The organism is Staphylococcus sp. GDY8P196P (genome assembly GCF_017891705.1).
GTDB lineage: Bacteria > Bacillota > Bacilli > Staphylococcales > Staphylococcaceae > Staphylococcus > Staphylococcus ureilyticus.
Map to the genome: position 1 here is coordinate 265,828 of NZ_JAESJS010000009.1, position 19,455 is coordinate 285,282.

The window sequence follows — 19,455 nt, forward strand, 5'->3', positions numbered from 1 at the left end:
AACCCAATTTCAGTATGTGTAGGTGTTAGTTTTCATCTACCACTAACTTTCTGCTTGCTACCATTCACAACTTACTACATTTTGTTTTTTTATAAAAAAACACCACACTAACGCATGCTGTAAGGACGCGTTACCGTGGTGCCACCTTAGTTAACAATTTCATTGCTCACTTTAAATGCTATTATATTATCCTCACGTTTAAAAGCCCAATTCACAATATATGTTGTGCTAATTTTCATCTGCCATTAGCTTTCTACTTGCTACAAATCATATACGTTACTTTATCTTTCAAACGGCAACTATCGTTGCAAAATGAATTAACTAGAATAATACAAGTATCATTTAATTTTGTCAACTCTTATTTTAAATTTCTTCAGTTTATTTAAAGTTAATTAGTGACTAACCTTTTTAAATATATATCCTTTGTTTTAGTTAAATCATTTCGAATCAAAAGTGTTTTAAAATCGTGTCCTTATATGTTAAGTCTGTTTATGAAATAGAAATTGAAACACGTATTGCGAATTAACTTCACCTACTATACAATGTTACTATTCTGAAAATTTTGATAGAGGTGGTCAGCAAAATGAAACAAATACTTTTTGTAGGTTTAGGCTTAATTGGTGGTAGTCTGGCCAGTAATTTAAGATATTATCACAATGACATTGAAATTACTGCATATGATGCAGATCGCTCTCAACTAGAAAAGGCTTTATCTATTGGAATTATTGATTATCAATCTAGTGATTATAAAGCCTGTGTAGAAAATGCAGATATTATTATTTATGCCACGCCTGTGCAACAAACAATCAAATATTTACAAGCACTACCAAACTATCAAACGAAGCCTAATGTCATCGTTACTGATACTGGCAGTACTAAATTGACAATTTTGCAATATGAACAATATCTTTTAAATCACAATATCCACTTAATTGGTGGTCACCCAATGGCAGGTAGCCATAAATCCGGTGTGCTCAATGCAAAGAAACATTTATTTGAAAATGCTTTTTATGTTTTAGTTCACGATGAACCTGCAAATGATAAAGCTTTTGATGAAATACGTTTATTACTTAGTACAACAAATGCTAAATTTATTGCTACCAATCCAAAAGAACATGATTTTGTAACAGGCATTGTTAGTCATGTCCCTCATATCATTGCATCGAGTCTCGTGCATTTAAATGCAAACCATGCGTCTCACTCTTCACTTGTTAAGACACTTGCTGCTGGAGGTTTTAGAGATATTACAAGAATTGCAAGTGGCAGTCCAATTATGTGGCGTGATATTACCATTGAAAATAAAAATACCATCGTTGATATATTAAAAGAATGGAAGTCACAAATGGAAGATGTCATCACGCTCGTTGAAGAAAATAAACCGGAGGCGTTATATGATTTTTATAATGACGCAAAAGTATATAGAGATGAATTGCCACTTAAATCACAAGGTGCACTGTCTATAGAGTATGATCTTTATGTAGATATTCCTGACAAACCAGGTATGATCAGCCAAGTAACACACATCTTAAGTTTACATAATATTTCTATAAGCAACTTAAGAATATTAGAAGTTCGTGAAGATATTTATGGTGCATTAAGAATTAGCTTCAAAAATCCTGAAGACCGAAAAAAAGGCGCTGAAGCATTAAGCGACTTTGATACTTATATTGAATAGACTTTATCTTATCTTTATAATTTAATAACTTCATTGTGATTGTGTTAAGTAATTGCTTAATTTAATTTTTCTTTGCACAAATGCAAAACTTGAAAAAACATTTAAGTCAGTTACTTATTTAGAAGCTGTTAAATATTAATTAGTTCAATGTCAAAATAAAAACGTTTTAGTATATGACCAAATATGAGCCTAGCGCAAGTTTNNAAACTTGCGCTAGGCTCATATCATTTAGTTCTTTTGTCGATTGCATTTGAATTAAAACTATCCAATATATCAAACGCTGTGCTACATATTTAATTTATCAATTTCCCTTCTTCTTCTTGTATCATCTCTATAATTTCATTATCTTCATTCATAAGTGCAACTTTTGGACTATGATTTAATGCTTCTTCTGCTGTAACTTGTACATAAGACATGATAATAATAATATCATTTACTTGAACAAGCCTAGCAGCTGCACCATTTAGGCATATTTTTCCACTATTACGTTCTCCTTCAATCACATAGGTTTCTAATCTTTCTCCATTGTTATTATTCACAATTGCAACTTTCTCATTTGGTAATATATCTACCGCATCTAAAATATTGCGATCTATCGTGATACTTCCTACATAATTAAGATTAGCTTCTGTTACACGTGCACGATGTATTTTTCCATTCATCATAGTTTTTATCATTTGTTTTATACTCCTGTTCAAAAAATTAATTTTACATTTTTAGTTGATTAACACTTTATTATTTATTACTATCATAAGCATATCTATTATAATTTTATTTTCTAAATAAACGGAGGTCAACTATAAATGAAAAAAATAGGTATTATTGGTCCTGGCGCTGTCGGTAGTTGTATCACAGTTCAACTTTTAGCAACAGAACATAAAGTCTATTTAATTGGTAGACGTAATGCGTGCCTTACCTATCAAGATCCTTCGAAAAATGTAAATATGACACTTAATGTTGTTACAGCATCGGACATTACCGAACCATTAGATATTATATTCATCGCTGTTAAAATCCCACACTTAGATGGATTATATAAACAAATTAACCATTTAACTCAAGATACTACTATTGTTATATTAGCTCAAAACGGATATGGACAACACTTTAAGCTTCCTTTCCCAAATATGTATCAAGCTGTAACTTATATTAGTGGTCAAAAGACTGATCAACACGTGGTTCACTTTAGAGATGAGATACTTCACTTACAACGAGATGATAACACAGAGTCATTGAAAAAAACATTAGCTTCAAGTGGACTTTCACTTGTGTTACATAAAAACATTGAAGTGGAAATCTGGTATAAACTATTAGTAAATCTAGCAATCAATACAGTTACTGCGCTTGGAATACAGCCTGCTTCTATACTCAAACAACCTCATATTTATTCGCTATGTGTATCGCTATTGAAAGAGGGTTATATAATAGCTAAACACTCTGGTATTAATTTTTCTGAGGATGTTATTGATGAAATAATGACAATTTATCAAGGTTATCCAGATGATATGGGAACAAGCATGTATTATGATGTACTTGCAAATACTCCATTAGAAATCGATGGAATACAAGGTTTTCTATATCGACAAGCGCGAAAGTATAAATTAACGACACCGCACCTAGATACGATTTATGCTTTATTATTATCTAGACATCATGTTTTTTCAAATAATTCATAGTAAGCATGTGCACCCTATTATTTTATACATTGCTTCTTATGCTGATATTATATTTACAGTTTGGTGGGTGTGTGTTTATTTTATCCTTACGTAGTATAGACAAGACAATTCGTTAATGATGTTATAGATATATGATTTAAATTGTGTCGTTAAACGCTCACTCAATTTGATTTAATAATTATTTTTGGAACGGGCCGCCCCATATAAGCTTATTTAAAATGATACCCGTTCCACATATTGATAATGAAGTTAATTTATAACTACTTTAAATCTTTAGTTTATCATTATTCCTTTTCACATTTTATGGCCGGCCATAAGCCCTAAACGCCCATGTTTTGTACCTGCGTCTGTATAAGAGATTGCTTTAGATACGATACCCTTACCAAATTTTTGATGTAACGCGTCAATCGTTTTGGCCAATTTTTCATTTCTTTTTCTTTCGTATTCATCTATAAATAAATTCAATTGTGTATTTCGCTCATCTATAAACTGTGTGAGTGAAATACTCACTTTTCTATATAGCATTGTTGAATCACATAATTTGTCAGCTAAAGATTCTACCACCTTGAAAATCGTACCTTCTAAATTAGTTGGATCCTCTAATGTGTATTGCTTATGCACCCCTCCATGATCACTATAACCAAATGAAAAATGTATCGTCTTAGCTAATTTATTTCTTGCTCTAACACGACTCGCTACATCCTCAATTAACTCCTGCATCACTACTTTAGCTTCCTCATAACGATAATCACGCATCAATATTTGACTTTTACAAATCGAGGGATTAACTACACTATACTTGTCTCTTATTCTACTTTGATCAATACCATTCGCATGCAAGTGTAAATCCACACCTACTGTACCAAAATCCCTTTTTAAATATTGATATGGATAATGCGCTAGATCTCCTATAGTAAAAATACCGCGTTTATTCATTTTTGCTTCTGTTTTTTTACTAATTCCCCAAAATTTACTCAATGGTGAAACAGGCCAAAGTTTGTGTGGCACATCTTGATATCTCCATTCAGCAATGAAACTATTAGTATGTTTTGCTTCTATATCCATTGCAACTTTACTCAATAACATATTTGAACCAATTCCTATTGAACAATGTATACCTGTTTCTTCTAGAATTTCATATTGTAGCTTTTTGCAAAAAGACTGAATTGTACTACTAAATCTGTGATAACTATTTGTTACATCCATAAAGAATTCATCAATGCTATATTGATGTAAGTCTTCCGGAGCGACATAGCGTAAAGCAATTTTAGAGATTGCTACTGAAACTTCCAAATATTTTCTCATGCTTGGATTGATAATATATATATCATTTCTATGAGGAATTTCGAATAATCTCGATCCTGTTTTAATACCTATAGCTTTTAGTGGACCCGTAGCAGCTAATACAACTGATCCCTGTCTCTTAGTATCTGCAACAACTGCTAACTTTTCTTTCATTGGATCTAGACCTTTTTGTATACAAGAAACACTTGCAAAAAAACTTTTCTGATCAATACACAATATATCTCTTTCCTCTAGCAGATTGTAATCATAAAATTCATACATATGACATTCCTCCCCTAATCACTTATATTATACAAGAACAAATGTTCTATTTCAACTTAAATAAGAACGTTTGTTCTTGTTGTTATTTTTATAATTTTGTGAATTTTCATGCTATAATATATAAAAATAGATTAAGGTGGGATTTAAATGCCAATAGTAAATGTAAAATTGTTAGAAGGTCGCTCTGATGAACAACTAAAAAATTTAGTCACAGAAGTTACTAATGCAGTAGAGAAAACAACAGGCGCAAACAAAGAAGCTATACAAGTTGTAATAGAAGAAATGAAAACTTCTCATTATGGCGTTGCAGGAATTAGAAAATCAGATCAACAATAATTTACATACGAACATAAACATCAATATCTATTGCATCATATAGATATTGATGTTTTTTTACTTTTGCCAAATCTAACTATACATGAATGGTATGCTTAGAGAAACGTATCATGTGTAGGCATATAAAACTGTTTCAACTACATCACTTAAAGCAATTGGGTCATTTGCTGACACCCGAGGAAACAAATATGCAAAAGAGGCTATGGGCACGAATCATATTCCTAGGCAAACTGCACAATCAAAATCGCAACATTCAAATAAATAAGGACTAATCCATTGGCACACGGATTAGTCCTTATAGCGTGAAATTTGTATTCCATTCTCATTTAAATGAATTCACTAAACTCGTTATTCATTCAAAAAATTCTGTACTTCCTTTTTATTTTTGGCTTTATCGATTTCTAACGCACTACCATCCATTGGTGATTGGATATCTTGATAAGTGTTTTGTATAGGTAAAGTAATAGAATCTACCTTTTTATCACCACGTATTCCAAAATTCAAACCAGTTTGAATGAGTGCAGAATCAGGCATATTTGTATTTAAATAACCTCTCAAAATACCCGCAACTCGAGGTAATTTAGGTAGCGTATCCAAACTCGCTAATTCTTGTTTAAGTGATTGCATGACTTGTTGCTGACGTCTTACACGACCGAAATCGCCTTCTTCATCATGTCTAAATCTAGCATACCCTAATAATTCTTTACCATTTAATCGATGATGACCTTTCTTCAGTGACACACCTATATTTTTAGACATATCTTTTTCAACATCAATTGGAACACCATTAGGTTCCAATTCATCAATCATTTTTTCAAAACCAGTAAAATCAAGAATTGCATAATACTCAGGGTCTATACCTAAATTTTTCTTTAATGTTTGTCGCAATAGTTCAGGTCCACCGATAGAATAAGCAGAATTAATTTTATGTTGACCATTTCCCGGTATATCCGCATAAATATCTCGCATGACAGACATCATCTTCATTTTTTTATGAATATAATCATACTGTGCAATCATAATCGAGTCGGTTCTAGAAATACCACCTTGCTCTTTATCTGCACCTAAAACCATAATTGTGATTTTTCCATCATTTTTTTTAGCACCGTTAAATTTGTGTTGCTTGAGCGTTTTGCCCTGATCTTTTGCGTATTCAATACCTGATTTATAACCATGCACAGAATAGCCAACAATAATGGCTAAAATAATTACAATAATTAAAATTATAATTGGAAATTTTTTTAATTTTTTCTTTTTTGTCCTACGCATCGTCGGTTGTTCTTCTGTGTTTGTGCTTTCTTTACTTCTGTGTTTATGTTCATTCATATGTAATCAACCTTATATCTTCAAAATTGCACTGCTATGTACTATAATTAACATATATTAAAGTTATATAAAAACTGAATAAAAATCAAGTAATATCTTAATATATGGTACTAAGGTCTAATATGGAAAGGATGTTAAACATGAATATAAATAAAGCATACTTCGCTGGAGGTTGCTTTTGGTGTATGGTCAAGCCTTTCGACACATTTGAAGGGATTGAGAAAGTGACTTCTGGTTACATGGGAGGTCATAAAGATAATCCGTCGTATGAAGAAGTTAAGACGGGTGACACCGGGCATTATGAAACAGTTGAAATAGAGTATGATGTCGCTCTATTTTCATACAATAAATTATTAGAAATATTCTTTTCTGTAATAGATCCAACTGATGAAGGAGGACAATTCCAAGATAGAGGATCACAATATAAAACAGCAATTTTTTATACAAACGAAGACCAAAAAGCAGTAGCTGAAGATTATGTAGCACAATTAAAACAAACTATAGACAAAGAAAAAGCTATTGCTACAAAAATATTACCCGCTTCTACATTTTATGAGGCTGAAGCAGAACACCAAGATTTTTATAAGAAAAACCCTGAACGATATGCTCAAGAACAACAAGAACGTCAAAAATATAAGTAAACAAAAAAACCGGTGCTTTTGCATCCGGTTTTTTGTTTACTCGCACTTTAACATAAATTACTGCCGCTTCATTTCTAAAGGAATTTTATTCTTTTTCTCAACCTTTTTACCATTATATAAATCCATTATCGTTTTAACACTTTCTTCACCCATCAAATTAGGTTGTTGCGCCACTGTAGCAAATAGCTTACCTTTTTCAACAGATTTAATCGCATCTTCATTACCATCGAAACCAACGACTTTAATGTCTTTATTTCCTATCGCTTCTACAGCACCTAATGCCATTTCATCATTTTGAGCAAAAATAGCTTGTATTTCAGGATGAGCTTGAATAATATTTTGTGTCACATTTAGACCTTCTGTTCTATTAAACTTAGCACTTTGTTTGGAAACTACATCAAGTGATTGATCTGCGACGTTATGGAAACCTTTACCACGTTCACGTGTAGCACTGGCACCTGGGACACCTTCAAGTTCAGCTACTTTCGCATCTTTACCTAATTCATCAACAATGAGTTTCCCTCCCATCTCACCGCCTTTGATATTATCCGATGCTATAAATGAAGCAACATCCCCTTTAGCTACATCTCTATCTAATGTAATGACTGGTATTGCCTCATCATTTGCGATTTGAATACTACCTGATATCGCATCAGAATCTGTCGGGTTTACAATCAAGTAATCTACTTTTTGTTGAATTAAGTCATCAATATCATTAGCTTGTTTCGCTGCATCATCTTGAGCATCTGCAAACTTAACTTTGACGCCTTGTTTCTTCGCTTCTTTTTCAATACCATCTTTAATTTTCACAAAGAAAGGGTTATTTAATGTAGAAATACTCACACCAATAACAACATCAGATTTTTTCTTATCTACTTTACCATTGTCATTTTTTTCTATAGGTGATTCTAGTGAACAACCTGTTAAAAATAATAATATAGCTGTTACAGTTATAAAAAGCTTTTTCAATACCAACACCCCCTGTTATTTGTTTTTTCTATCTATAAGTACTGCAATGATAATCACGACACCTTTAACCACTTGTTGGTAAAATGAAGATACACCTAATAAATTTAAGCCATTGTTCAAAACACCAATAATTAACACACCAATCAACGTCCCAACTATACGTCCTTTACCACCTGTAAGCGAAGTACCGCCAAGAACTACTGCTGCAATAGCATCTAATTCATAGGACATCCCTGCAGTTGGTTGTGCCGAATTTAAACGTGAAGTTAAAATTGATCCTGCCATAGCTGACATTAAGCCGGCTAAACTATAAATCATTATTTTAATTTTATTGACCTTAATCCCTGAAATAAATGCCGCCTTTTCATTACCACCCATAGCATAAGTCTGTCTACCAAATACAGTTTTATGCAGTAGGATATATAATATGATAAATGTAATAAACATCGTGACAGCTGGTACTGGAATACCTAAAAAGTAGCCTCTACCAAATAATTGAAATGCATAACTACCATTTAAATTTGTAATAGGATTTCCATCTGTAATAACAAGTGTTAGCCCTCTAAATACGGTCATTGTAGCTAATGTCGCAATGAAAGGCGCCATTTTACCTATCGTGATGAGCAAGCCATTTATAGCACCCAATACCGCCCCAAATATGCAACCTATAAATAAAGCTACAATAGAATCCATACCAGAAACCATTAAAATCGCAACAAATGCACTAGATAAGGCAAGTGTCGATCCTACTGATAAATCAATACCTCCAGTTAATATTACGAAAGTCATGCCAAATGCAATTAAACCATTAATTGAAACCTGTCTTAATAAATTAAATAAATTAGAAGGCTCTAAAAAAGCACTATTTAATACACTGATAATAACAACTAATAATATTAAACCAATAAAAGGTATAATTTTTTCTAAATACGAATAAGAAAATGATAATTTAGACTGCTTCATTTAATTTACCTCCTGTAGCTAAAGTCATAATACGCGCTTCCGTGATAGCTGAATCTTCTAATATGCCTGCAATGGAACCTTCATGTACAACTGCGACTCTATCACTCATGCCTATAATTTCTGGTAATTCTGATGAAATCATAATAATAGACATACCTCGGTCCGTTAATTCATGCATCAATTGATATATTTCTCGTTTAGCACCTACATCGATGCCACGTGTTGGTTCATCTAATATTAATACATGTGGTGCAGTCGCAATCCATTTAGCCAAAACAACTTTTTGTTGATTACCACCAGATAAAGTGCCACATATATCTCCTATTTTGCCTTTAATATTTAAACGCTGAATCATCTGTTCTGAATATTGTTCCATAGCATGTTGTGTTAAAAATCCAGAGCTTGAAAAGCTTTTTAAAGCTGGTAAAGTAATATTTTCTAAAATTGAATCTTGTAAAACTAACCCTTCTTCTTTTCTATTTTCTGTAATAAAAGCTAAACCTTGTGAAATAGATTGATTAGGATTTTGAATTTGTAATTGTTGATTATTTAGTTTTATCGTTTTATTCCCTTTATCTAATCCAAAGAGTACTCTCATAATTTCTGAACGACCCGCACCCATCAAACCACTAAAGCCAAGTATTTCTCCTTTATGTAAATCAAAATGTATATCCTTTAAATGATGTTCATCTGAGTCTAAATTTTCAACAGTAAGCACAACATCTTCTTGATGATATTGTCTAACAGGGTATTGATTATCTAAATCTCTACCAATCATAGATTTTACTATTTCAGCATGTGTCGTATTTTGTATTTCCTTAGTTAAAATCGAACGACCATCTCTCATAACTGTAATACGATCTGAAATTGTAAAAATTTCTTCCATTCTATGAGAAATATATACAAAAGAAACGCCATCTTTTTTTAAATTTTTAATTTGTTCAAATAATGTATCTATTTCATTATTTGTTAAGGCTGCAGTAGGTTCGTCCATGATAATGATTTTTGATTTTTCCATTAATGCTTTACTGATTTCAAGCATCTGTTGCATACCAACGGATAAAGTGCCTGCCATACGATTTAAATCGATTTCAATATTTAGTTTTTTAAAAATGGCCAAAGCACGTTGTTTCATTTTTTTATTATCAACAATGCCAAAAAATTTTGTTTCTTCTTTTCCTAAAAACAAATTTTCAAGTACTGTAAGATTAGGCCAAATATTTAACTCTTGCTGAATAAACGACACACCATTTTGTTCAGCATCTATTGTATTTTTAAAGTGTATTGGCTGACCATTTTCTAAAACATTACCACTATCCGCATTATATACGCCAGTTAATATTTTCATAAGCGTACTCTTACCAGCTCCATTTTCACCCATTAACGCATGTACTTCTGCATCATTGATTTCAAAATCAACACCTCTTAAAACATCATTTTGACCAAATGACTTATATATTTGATTCATCGTTATCATATTTTTCACCCCTTAAAATAAAACACCACTAGATAAAATTACATTAGCGTAAGGTGTCGCTTCACCTGTTCTTATAATTGCTTTTGCTTCCTTACTATACATTTTTAAATTTTCATGAGATTCCGTGACCATATCAATATTTTCAGCTAATAATTTCACATATAACTCACTATTTTGTTTTATCATTTCATTTGCAATAGTAAGCTGTTCAATTGCCATATGTTCTTTAACTACATTAAATACTTCTTCAAATGATGGATGTCCAAAAGTTAATGCTAAATCTATTTTTTTAACACCATCTGGTACCGGCAGTCCACAATCAGCTATGATAATTGTATCTGTATGACCTAAATCACTAAGCACTTTAGAAATTTCGCTATTTAAAATACCAGTTTTATACATTTAAATCCCCTCTCGTTAAATCTTATTTTATGTAACCCGTTACACATTACTACTTAAATCTAATACTATTTCTGCGTTTAATTGATAACTTTAACCTATTATCTTGTTGTTCAATTATAGAATTTTTATTTAACTTTAATAAAATTGATACCGCTTGCTGCCCTAAAAAATATGCGGACTGATCAATAGTTGCAATTTGAGGAAACGTCATTGCAGAAAAAGGTATATTATCATAGCCCACAATTTGAATATCCTCGGGAACTTTCAATTGAAATTGTTGAACAAGGCCCATCGTTTCAATTGCCAGTACATCATTGCTGCATATAATACTATCAATCTGAAAATCTTTAATTAATGAAATAAATGCACTTTTATTATTTAATGTTTCTGCTGAGCAATCATAATAGCTCACATTATAGTTATTCAATTCTTGTTTAATACCATCTGTCCTTAATTTAAATGCCCGTATATTCAAATCTAAATGGAGGATCAAAATATTTTTTGGTTTACCTTCTAACACAAGTCGAGCTTGTAATTGTCCGCCTTCAAAATGATTCATAGAAATACCATTACCTTCATTTTCAACACGATCTACAAATACATAATGAATACCTTGTGACACTAATAGCTTTTCAATTTGATCATCAGCAAATGCTGTTGCAATAACTCCTACACAATTATAAGCATTGAAAGTGAATAAATACTCTTTCGCCTTATCAACATCGTTGTCACTATTTCCAATTAAAACTTGAAAACCGTGCGCAAGCGCTATATCTTCAACACCTCTTGCTATAAGTGTAAAAAAAGGATTACTGATATCTGGTAATAATAAGCCAATCATTTTTGACTTACGTTTATATAATGTACGTGCTGCTTCATTAGGTTGATAGTTAAGCTCATGAATCGCACGTTCAATTTGTATTTTTGTTTGAGCTTTGACATATCCATTATTATTTATCACTCTAGATACCGTTGCTACTGAACAACCAGCTAACTTAGCTACTTCTTTAATTGTTACTATAAAAATCACCTCTATTTTTGTAACCGTTTTCATATTATCATAATCATTTACATTTTGATAGTTTATTTGAAAATTTAATTATTGTAATATTTAATATTCTATATTTTTTTAATTTATTTATATAAAAAGAAAACGATAATTTATAGTAATCAAATCAGCAGTATAAATAATTTTTTATTTTATGATCAAAAAATTAGCGTTAACTTTTCTATTAAATAATTATATAAGCAGTTGAAATCAGTTATATTAAATTCGTACTTATACAAATTTTTATTTAGCGCTTACCTCATTATGTTTTTAAAATATATTTCTGTCATATCGTAAAATTCAAATAAAAAAGACTCATCCAGTAGTTCGGATAAGCCCTTTATGCTGATAATAAAATTTTTATTTTCTCACATTATAAATTTATTTTATAGTAGACACTTGATCTATATTCTCTATTGCTTTCACCTTTTTATTTGAATCAAAATATACTTTAACAGAGAAATAATTGGATGGATTATCATCGTATATCATCGTACCATTGTGATTATTGTGTACTCTATAACCATGTACTTGCGAAAATGATTCAATAGTAACATTATCAGGTACAACAAAAATTCGTTGAACTTTATTATTTTTGAATAAAAAAGCCATGTCACCATATTTATGTGCTTTCATATTAGCAATTTGTATTGTTTTTTCACTATCACCAAAGTATGTTTCAACTTTGTGTTTGTCCATGCCTTTAGAAATGTGCATATAATGATTTCTTACATCACTATTCATAAAATTTTCACTGAATTGTTGTGACAAAACATTGATCTTAGGCAATTTATACTTGGTCTTTTTCTCCTGTTTAAATTTTTCGTTTTGAGCAGATTGATTTGAACCTTTGTAATTTGTATGTATGTTATCATATAACGATTTAATTGAGAGTGTTAACGCAACTAAAAGCATCACGATTACCAAACTAATTATAACTTTTTTCATTTCCCCACCCCATTGTTCACTCTGCAAACATTAATATTTACATATTACTACATTATATTGAAATTTTAAATGTATATTAATAATATAACAAATGAAAATAATTCAAAAAGCTAATTTTACTACGGTAAAAAAATACAATTATATTTCAAAAAGAAACCAACTATATAAAATGTCAATTTTTATTCAAATAAGATGATATCATGATGTTGAAAGCGTTTTCTAATGATGATATATTATAAATACACCTTGAACAAAGGGGTAACTAGAAATTCATAAATATAGTTAGAGTCAAAATGATATTTAGAAAGTATATCGTTAGTTTATTAAAAAGTAGTTAATAACTTCTCCGGCGTTAACTACAAAAACCATTAAAAACTATAACTCCAAAAAACAACCAACAATCATTAACGGGATTGTTGGTTGTTTTGTTTTATTATTTTTTTCTAACTACACGCATGACTTTTGTCATACTTACCCACAATGAGTTATCTTTACGATACACTAAGAACCTTGGCTGCCAATTGGGATTAAACTTTTCTTTATAACGTCTTAATCCTTGAAATCTATATAATCCATTGAAATGCTCAAATACTCTACCTGCAAGTCTTTCTCTATAGAAAGAAAAAGGTACTTTACCCACATTAGACAGTGTAGCCATGCCCATATTAAAGTATTGATACTCATTTGCCTTAGCCCATAATAGCATATGAAGATATAAACTATCCATCAGAGGTAAGGAGGTATCTGATTTCCAACGTATTAAATCAATAGACACAGTTGAATTATCATTAACAGGCATAAATGTACAAAAACCAATTATAGCATTCTCTTTATCTTTAATAACTCCGATCGGCGCCTTCGATATATAATGTTCACTAAAATGTCCTACTGAAAATTGCATTTCTGTAGAGCCTGATAACCAATCATCGCTTATTTGTTTTAATTCATCAAAAATGTTTTTTGAAAAAGGAGGTTCTAATATCTCAAAAGTACACCCCAAATCATCTAACTTATTTAAAGTAGCACGTAAACCACGCTTCTTTTTACCTGAAGTAGTGAAAGTTGATAAATCAATAATGGCTTCTTCGCCTAATTTAAAAAACTGATTTCCAAAATCATGATAAATTGACATATATTTATCAGAGACTTGATAGAAAATAATGTCGTAACCTAAATATTGAGCTTCATTATAAAATCTTTCGAGCAACTCATGGAACGAAGCGCTATTTCCAATGGGGTCACCTAAAACAATATAGGCATTCCCCTTATAACGATACATCACAAATGCGTCTTGTTGTTCATTAAAGAAAAACTTCTTATCACCACTGTATATGAGATGACTTAAATAATTTCCACCAAATTTCTGAATAATCGTTTCACATTGTTCTAGTTTTTGACCGCTGCCTGCAGATTTGAATCTTGCTTCAAACCACCACACAACAACACTAACTATAATTGCTACTGTAATAATCGTGAACCAAAAATAATATCTCAAAAGAGACGTATCTACTTCTATATGATAAATATCTAAAGTGTAAAATGTATTTTTTATAAACACATGATTAATGAATAACACAAGAGTCCCAATAATTACACTAGACAATAGTTTCGTATATCTAAACGGACGCTTTATGACACGTGCACTTCTATAAAATACAACGAGCATTACAAACATAGTAATTAACCAACCTAAAAGTACCAAAGAAGGATAGGTATAAACAGTGACACTAAATATGATAATGATTGAACAAATTGCAAACAAAAGTGCTCTCTTAGATAAATGATATACACCTATCACATTTAACAATAGTAATAGGCATGCACATGTATGAATAGAAGCGATAATATAATAAAACGCATGGTTATTACTATATAACCCATCATAAATTATTGTAATGTTATTAAAGAAAAATAAAGCACTCGTAAATAAAAGTAACAATGCAATGGAAAATGCTGGTATCCTAGTTAAGATATCTTTTTGATAAGATGCTAAAAGTGATGACATATCTTTCACAGGTATCATAATTTTAGAATCATCCAAATAACGTTTCGCCGTATTTCTAAATTCAAATGTTGAGAGAATAAGGGCAATTAAGACAGGAAATAAGTAATAAGCAAATCTGTATAGCAATAAAGCTAAAATAATTTTTTCTTCTGGAATATTTAAACTTTTCAATCCTAGTAATAGTACCAAATCAAATGTACCAAATCCTCCAGGAATAAAACTGATTAACCCTGATAATGCACCAATGATAAATATTCCCATAAATACAGAAAAATGCACCTGTATACCAACAATTAATAATGCCATATATAATACTGCAGCAGCAATCATCCATTCAATACTAGAAACAATGGTGCAATAAATTCCAGTCAATTTACTTTCTTTATTTACTGGTTTCCAAATTGTAATAAAAATAAAAATAGGCAAAAACAACGCAACAACATACATTAACCATCTAACCCAAGGGAACGGACTAAATACATGTCTAACATCAAACACATGAAATACTACTAAAATAGAAAGCATACTTAAACCCGTCAACATGGAGATTAAAACAATAGAAATAGTATGCAGTAATGCTTTTTTATCTTCTGTAGTATCTTTATATAATAAAAATCTTACACTCGCTCCTATGAATCCTCCAAAGCCCAATACTGCGTTCAAAGCATTTACAATATATCCTATACGTACAGTTTTAACTAAAGATATCTTCAAGTGTAATGCTTTAGCTAAAATCACATCATACATTGATAATACCAGTATAGCTAGACCACCACTCAAAAAAAGCACAACCAACCATACACTATTAATATCTTTTATAGAATGAATCGTTTCTTTTAAATTTATATTTGCTAGTTCTTTATATAAAGTAAAAACAACAAATATAAATAATGAAAGTGCAAATAAAACTTTCATTATCGTTAATATTTTATTTACTAGCTTCTTTGACATGTGTTCACATCACTTTTCTATATTCATATAACATTTAAAATATAGCACAATTTTTATTTTTTATAAATAATTTTTATACGAGTTAAATATTACAATATTGTTAGACCACACACTCAGTTACAAAAAATATACACATACTTTCATTTTATATGCACAACAATAAAAAGTATCTTAATATATCAAATCACTTAACAACATGTCATTCCACTTCGGTTATGATAAGAGGCTGAGACAATTGATTTGTCCCAGCCTCTTTCGTACATTATTTATAATTTAACTTTTACGAATTTCTTCATCAGAAGTAATTTCATATTCTCCTGCATCATCACCATAATATTTGTTATAACGACGTTTGTACATTGTATATAAATGTGAAACTAGTACTTTCAATATTGCATAAGCAGGAATACCTAAAATGACACCGACAACACCTAATAAATTACCTGCACTTAATAAGATGAATATAATTATAAGTGGATGAATTTTCAATGTTTTACCCATGATATTTGGAGAAATAAAATGCCCTTCAATAAATTGGACAGCCGTCCAAACTATCACTAACTTCAACAACATAATTGGTGAAGTAATTAAAGCAATAATAATTGCTGGTGATATCGCAATCGTTGGACCAATATATGGAACAACACTAGTAACTGCAGCTATTGAAGCTAAAATTAAACTGTAGTCTAAACCGATGATACTATATCCGATAAATAATAATATACCAATACAAAACGATACAATAATTTGTCCTTGGATATAAGAACCAACTTGTAGACTCATTTTATCTAACAAATCATGAAAGTCTTTTCTAAATTTAGGGGGCATTAAGTTTGTTGAAAACTCTTTGAAGCGGTGCCCATCTTTTAACATAAAGAATAAAACAAATGGTGTTGTAGCAATTACCACACCAACATTCACTAATGCTTCAGCAAAATTTTTAACTTTAGAACCAAAACCATTAAAGTAATCAGACACCATTGAAGGTAATTTTTTCGCCAATGAATCTAATTGATCTTGAATTTGACCATAAAAATTAGAAATTAAAGAGTATTTCGTTACACTATCTATAAATTTATTAACCTTATCTACATAGTACGGGAAGTTATTTCCAAAACTTTTAAACTGAGCACCAATTACAGGTATTAATAAATTAATTGCTAGCGCAATAACACCAATAATGACTAAGAATAATATGATTACACCCCAAAGTCTTGAAATATTATACCGTTCCATCAAATTAACTAATGGGTTAAATAGATAATATAATATAATCGATACAATAATCGGTGCTACAATTGTATTAAAAACAATTATAAATGGTTTAAAAATATAAGAAACTTGATCAAATATAAAAATAGCACAGCCAATAAATATTAATATGAGCAAAGCAAAAACTAAATCTTTGCCACCTAAAAATTTCATAAAACGTGTTTCAGGGAAACTTAGTTTTAATCTATTTTTCTTAGATGTCGTTTCTTGTTTTAAATTATCTTCATTTGACATAACATCACCAAACCTTATTTTTCAAAATATATTGTTTATTTAGCGCATAGCAAAAAATAATGCACCTTTGTAATACAATACATAACGTTCAATATTTAAAATAACTAATGTTAATCATAACACAATGACCATTTACCAAACATATATTTTGCCATGTTTTATTAAAAATTAACTAAACATCCATAATAATAGCAACGAACAATATGTATTAATACGATATAAGTATATTATACTAAAATATAAAAATGTATATTAAAAAGCAGTAATATAAAATCAAATGTTTATCATCCATTTTATATTACTGCTTATATATGAATTATTATTAAAGAAACTATGATAATGATGTTGAAGAAAATTCAAATCTTTGCATTAATGCTTAAATACAATTATTTCTTCTTCATTCCCCAACTCTCAATACCAAACAAGTTAATTTCTAACTCTTCAGGTTTAAATACAGGTTTTTTGCCAGCTTTACGTTGACGTTGGTAATCATTCATAACTGCAAAAGCAATGTTAGATAAACCAATAATAGCAACTAAGTTAACGATGGCCATTAGACCCATAAACACATCTGCTGTACTCCATACCGTTTCAGTTTTCACAACAGCACCGACGAAGACAAGTACAACAACTAAACATCTGAAAATAAATAATACTGTTTTATTTTCCCATAAAAATTCCATGTTCGATTGACCATAGTAGTAATTACCAATAACCGAAGAAAATGCAAATAAAGTGATAGCAATCGTTAAGAAAATACCGCCTGCACTACCTAAGTGTTCATTTAAAGCTGATTGTGTAACTGCAACGCCTTGTGCTGCATTCTCTCCAAATTCTAATCCTGTATATAATAAAATCATGATCGCCGTTGCTGTACATACTAGCATCGTATCAAAAAATACGCCCAATGATTGGATTAAACCTTGTTTAACTGGATGTGGCGCTGCAGCAGTAGCAGCAGCATTTGGCGCAGAACCCATACCAGCTTCGTTTGAGAACAAGCCACGTTTTATACCTTGCAGAACGGCTGCTCCAATCGCGCCTCCCGTTGCTTGTTCAAATCCAAATGCATTTTTAATTATAGTTGCAATCATCGGTATGATTTGATCATAGTTAAATATTAATATTACAGCAACTAATCCTATATATATAATTGCCATCACAGGTACAATAATCGAAGATAATGTTGCAATACTTCTTACCCCACCAAATATAATAATAGCAGTAATAATAGCTAAGATTACACCCGTTATAATAGGACTTACATTATATTGCGTTTTTAATGATTCAGCTATTGTGTTTGATTGTACTGTATTAAAAACAAATGCAAATGTCACTGTGATTAGCACCGCAAACACAATGCCTAACCATTTTTGATTGAGTCCCTTAGTTATGTAATAAGCTGGTCCTCCACGATAACCACCTTCTTCATCAGGTACCTTGTACACTTGCGCAAGTGTTGCTTCAATAAATGCACTGGCTGCTCCGATAAAAGCAATAATCCACATCCAGAATACTGCACCAGGACCGCCTAATACAATTGCTGTCGCAACACCGGCTATATTACCTGTGCCAACACGAGAACCTGCACTAATCGCGAATGCTTGGAATGGTGAAATACCTTTTTTCCCATTTTCTAACGTTTCAGGTTTTTCTCCAATTGCTCGAAACATTTCCGGTATCCATCTTAATTGTACGAACTTAGATCCAATAGTAAAAAATATACCTGCTGTGATTAATAGTCCAATTAAGTATTGTGACCAGATTAAATCATTCCCGACTTGAACAAATGCTTTGAACCAATCCGGAATCAAACTATCAAAATTGCTCAATTTAATCCCTCTCATCTATACAATTTAATTTTCATAGTAAAATCAAGAGATTTATAGTCGCTTTCATGTTTATAAACAAAATTCAATGCTTATGTAGACATGAAAATGAATGAATCAGTTCAGTATAAAACATT

Annotated in this window: 16 protein-coding genes; 4 read left to right on the forward strand and 12 right to left on the reverse strand. The window is 30.9% G+C overall.

Annotated features, from left to right (window positions below):
* Positions 1-583 precede the first annotated feature (583 nt).
* Positions 584-1,675 carry a prephenate dehydrogenase gene (locus KA814_RS05795; RefSeq protein WP_046208321.1) on the forward strand — a complete coding sequence of 364 codons (1,092 nt, stop codon included), beginning with the start codon at positions 584-586 and terminating at the stop codon, positions 1,673-1,675.
* A 293-nt stretch (positions 1,676-1,968) separates the two neighbouring features.
* On the opposite strand, the gene panD is transcribed toward KA814_RS05795, so the two are convergent.
* Positions 1,969-2,352, reverse strand: a complete 384-nt coding sequence (panD, locus tag KA814_RS05800; RefSeq protein ID WP_046208322.1) for an aspartate 1-decarboxylase — start codon at positions 2,350-2,352, stop codon at positions 1,969-1,971.
* A 126-nt stretch (positions 2,353-2,478) separates the two neighbouring features.
* On the opposite strand from panD, the gene KA814_RS05805 reads away from it, so the two are divergent.
* Positions 2,479-3,351 (forward strand): oxidoreductase, encoded by an 873-nt coding sequence (locus KA814_RS05805; protein ID WP_064208987.1) that lies wholly within the window; start codon positions 2,479-2,481, stop codon positions 3,349-3,351.
* A gap of 294 nt (positions 3,352-3,645) precedes the next feature.
* On the opposite strand, the gene KA814_RS05810 is transcribed toward KA814_RS05805, so the two are convergent.
* Entirely contained in the window at positions 3,646-4,917 is a 1,272-nt protein-coding gene (locus tag KA814_RS05810) for a Y-family DNA polymerase (protein WP_064208988.1), read from the reverse strand.
* A 147-nt stretch (positions 4,918-5,064) separates the two neighbouring features.
* Between KA814_RS05810 and KA814_RS05815 the strand changes: the two genes are divergently transcribed.
* Complete coding sequence (locus tag KA814_RS05815) at positions 5,065-5,253, forward strand: 2-hydroxymuconate tautomerase (protein ID WP_046208325.1); 189 nt, start codon at positions 5,065-5,067, stop codon at positions 5,251-5,253.
* 348 nt (positions 5,254-5,601) lie between these two features.
* Here KA814_RS05815 and KA814_RS05820 read toward each other — a convergent pair whose 3' ends face one another.
* Complete coding sequence (locus KA814_RS05820) at positions 5,602-6,579, reverse strand: LCP family protein (protein ID WP_064208989.1); 978 nt, start codon at positions 6,577-6,579, stop codon at positions 5,602-5,604.
* A gap of 140 nt (positions 6,580-6,719) precedes the next feature.
* Between KA814_RS05820 and msrA the strand changes: the two genes are divergently transcribed.
* Positions 6,720-7,220 carry a peptide-methionine (S)-S-oxide reductase MsrA gene (msrA, locus tag KA814_RS05825; RefSeq protein ID WP_046208543.1) on the forward strand — a complete coding sequence of 167 codons (501 nt, stop codon included), beginning with the start codon at positions 6,720-6,722 and terminating at the stop codon, positions 7,218-7,220.
* A 57-nt stretch (positions 7,221-7,277) separates the two neighbouring features.
* Here the strand turns inward: msrA and KA814_RS05830 are convergent, their stop codons facing one another.
* The 9 genes from KA814_RS05830 to alsT all read right to left on the reverse strand — a co-directional run bounded on the left by KA814_RS05830 (position 7,278) and on the right by alsT (position 19,321).
* Positions 7,278-8,189, reverse strand: a complete 912-nt coding sequence (locus KA814_RS05830; RefSeq protein ID WP_064208990.1) for a D-ribose ABC transporter substrate-binding protein — start codon at positions 8,187-8,189, stop codon at positions 7,278-7,280.
* Positions 8,190-8,204: 15 nt separating this feature from the next.
* On the reverse strand, positions 8,205-9,152 hold the full coding sequence (locus tag KA814_RS05835) for an ABC transporter permease subunit (RefSeq protein WP_046208545.1): 948 nt from the start codon (positions 9,150-9,152) through the stop codon (positions 8,205-8,207).
* Positions 9,139-10,629, reverse strand: a complete 1,491-nt coding sequence (locus tag KA814_RS05840; RefSeq protein ID WP_064208991.1) for a sugar ABC transporter ATP-binding protein — start codon at positions 10,627-10,629, stop codon at positions 9,139-9,141. The genes KA814_RS05835 and KA814_RS05840 overlap by 14 nt, the downstream gene beginning before the upstream one ends.
* Before the next feature lie 12 nt (positions 10,630-10,641).
* The gene (rbsD, locus tag KA814_RS05845; RefSeq protein WP_064208992.1) at positions 10,642-11,031 is read right to left on the reverse strand and encodes a D-ribose pyranase; all 390 of its coding nucleotides are present in this window, start codon (positions 11,029-11,031) and stop codon (positions 10,642-10,644) included.
* A gap of 49 nt (positions 11,032-11,080) precedes the next feature.
* Positions 11,081-12,085 carry a LacI family DNA-binding transcriptional regulator gene (locus tag KA814_RS05850; RefSeq protein WP_064208993.1) on the reverse strand — a complete coding sequence of 335 codons (1,005 nt, stop codon included), beginning with the start codon at positions 12,083-12,085 and terminating at the stop codon, positions 11,081-11,083.
* A gap of 375 nt (positions 12,086-12,460) precedes the next feature.
* A complete protein-coding gene (locus KA814_RS05855; RefSeq protein ID WP_064208994.1) occupies positions 12,461-13,027 on the reverse strand; it encodes a hypothetical protein in 567 nt (188 codons plus the stop codon).
* 433 nt (positions 13,028-13,460) lie between these two features.
* Positions 13,461-15,983 (reverse strand): bifunctional lysylphosphatidylglycerol flippase/synthetase MprF, encoded by a 2,523-nt coding sequence (gene mprF, locus KA814_RS05860; RefSeq protein WP_064208995.1) that lies wholly within the window; start codon positions 15,981-15,983, stop codon positions 13,461-13,463.
* A 273-nt stretch (positions 15,984-16,256) separates the two neighbouring features.
* Positions 16,257-17,489: an AI-2E family transporter gene (locus KA814_RS05865; RefSeq protein WP_210122694.1), complete on the reverse strand. Its 1,233-nt coding sequence runs from the start codon at positions 17,487-17,489 to the stop codon at positions 16,257-16,259.
* A gap of 386 nt (positions 17,490-17,875) precedes the next feature.
* Positions 17,876-19,321 carry a glutamine transporter AlsT gene (gene alsT, locus KA814_RS05870; protein ID WP_046208551.1) on the reverse strand — a complete coding sequence of 482 codons (1,446 nt, stop codon included), beginning with the start codon at positions 19,319-19,321 and terminating at the stop codon, positions 17,876-17,878.
* Between the last annotated feature and the right edge of the window lie 134 nt (positions 19,322-19,455).

Bases quoted from the DNA above. Each gene is read 5' to 3' on its own strand.
- KA814_RS05795 (WP_046208321.1), top strand. From the start codon at position 584: ATGAAACAAATACTTTTTGTAGGTTTAGGCTTAATTGGTGGTAGTCTG.
- panD (WP_046208322.1), bottom strand. From the start codon at position 2,352: ATGATAAAAACTATGATGAATGGAAAAATACATCGTGCACGTGTAACA.
- KA814_RS05805 (WP_064208987.1), top strand. From the start codon at position 2,479: ATGAAAAAAATAGGTATTATTGGTCCTGGCGCTGTCGGTAGTTGTATC.
- KA814_RS05810 (WP_064208988.1), bottom strand. From the start codon at position 4,917: ATGTATGAATTTTATGATTACAATCTGCTAGAGGAAAGAGATATATTG.
- KA814_RS05815 (WP_046208325.1), top strand. From the start codon at position 5,065: ATGCCAATAGTAAATGTAAAATTGTTAGAAGGTCGCTCTGATGAACAA.
- KA814_RS05820 (WP_064208989.1), bottom strand. From the start codon at position 6,579: ATGAATGAACATAAACACAGAAGTAAAGAAAGCACAAACACAGAAGAA.
- msrA (WP_046208543.1), top strand. From the start codon at position 6,720: ATGAATATAAATAAAGCATACTTCGCTGGAGGTTGCTTTTGGTGTATG.
- KA814_RS05835 (WP_046208545.1), bottom strand. From the start codon at position 9,152: ATGAAGCAGTCTAAATTATCATTTTCTTATTCGTATTTAGAAAAAATT.
- KA814_RS05840 (WP_064208991.1), bottom strand. From the start codon at position 10,629: ATGATAACGATGAATCAAATATATAAGTCATTTGGTCAAAATGATGTT.
- rbsD (WP_064208992.1), bottom strand. From the start codon at position 11,031: ATGTATAAAACTGGTATTTTAAATAGCGAAATTTCTAAAGTGCTTAGT.
- KA814_RS05850 (WP_064208993.1), bottom strand. From the start codon at position 12,085: ATGAAAACGGTTACAAAAATAGAGGTGATTTTTATAGTAACAATTAAA.
- KA814_RS05855 (WP_064208994.1), bottom strand. From the start codon at position 13,027: ATGAAAAAAGTTATAATTAGTTTGGTAATCGTGATGCTTTTAGTTGCG.
- mprF (WP_064208995.1), bottom strand. From the start codon at position 15,983: ATGTCAAAGAAGCTAGTAAATAAAATATTAACGATAATGAAAGTTTTA.
- KA814_RS05865 (WP_210122694.1), bottom strand. From the start codon at position 17,489: ATGTCAAATGAAGATAATTTAAAACAAGAAACGACATCTAAGAAAAAT.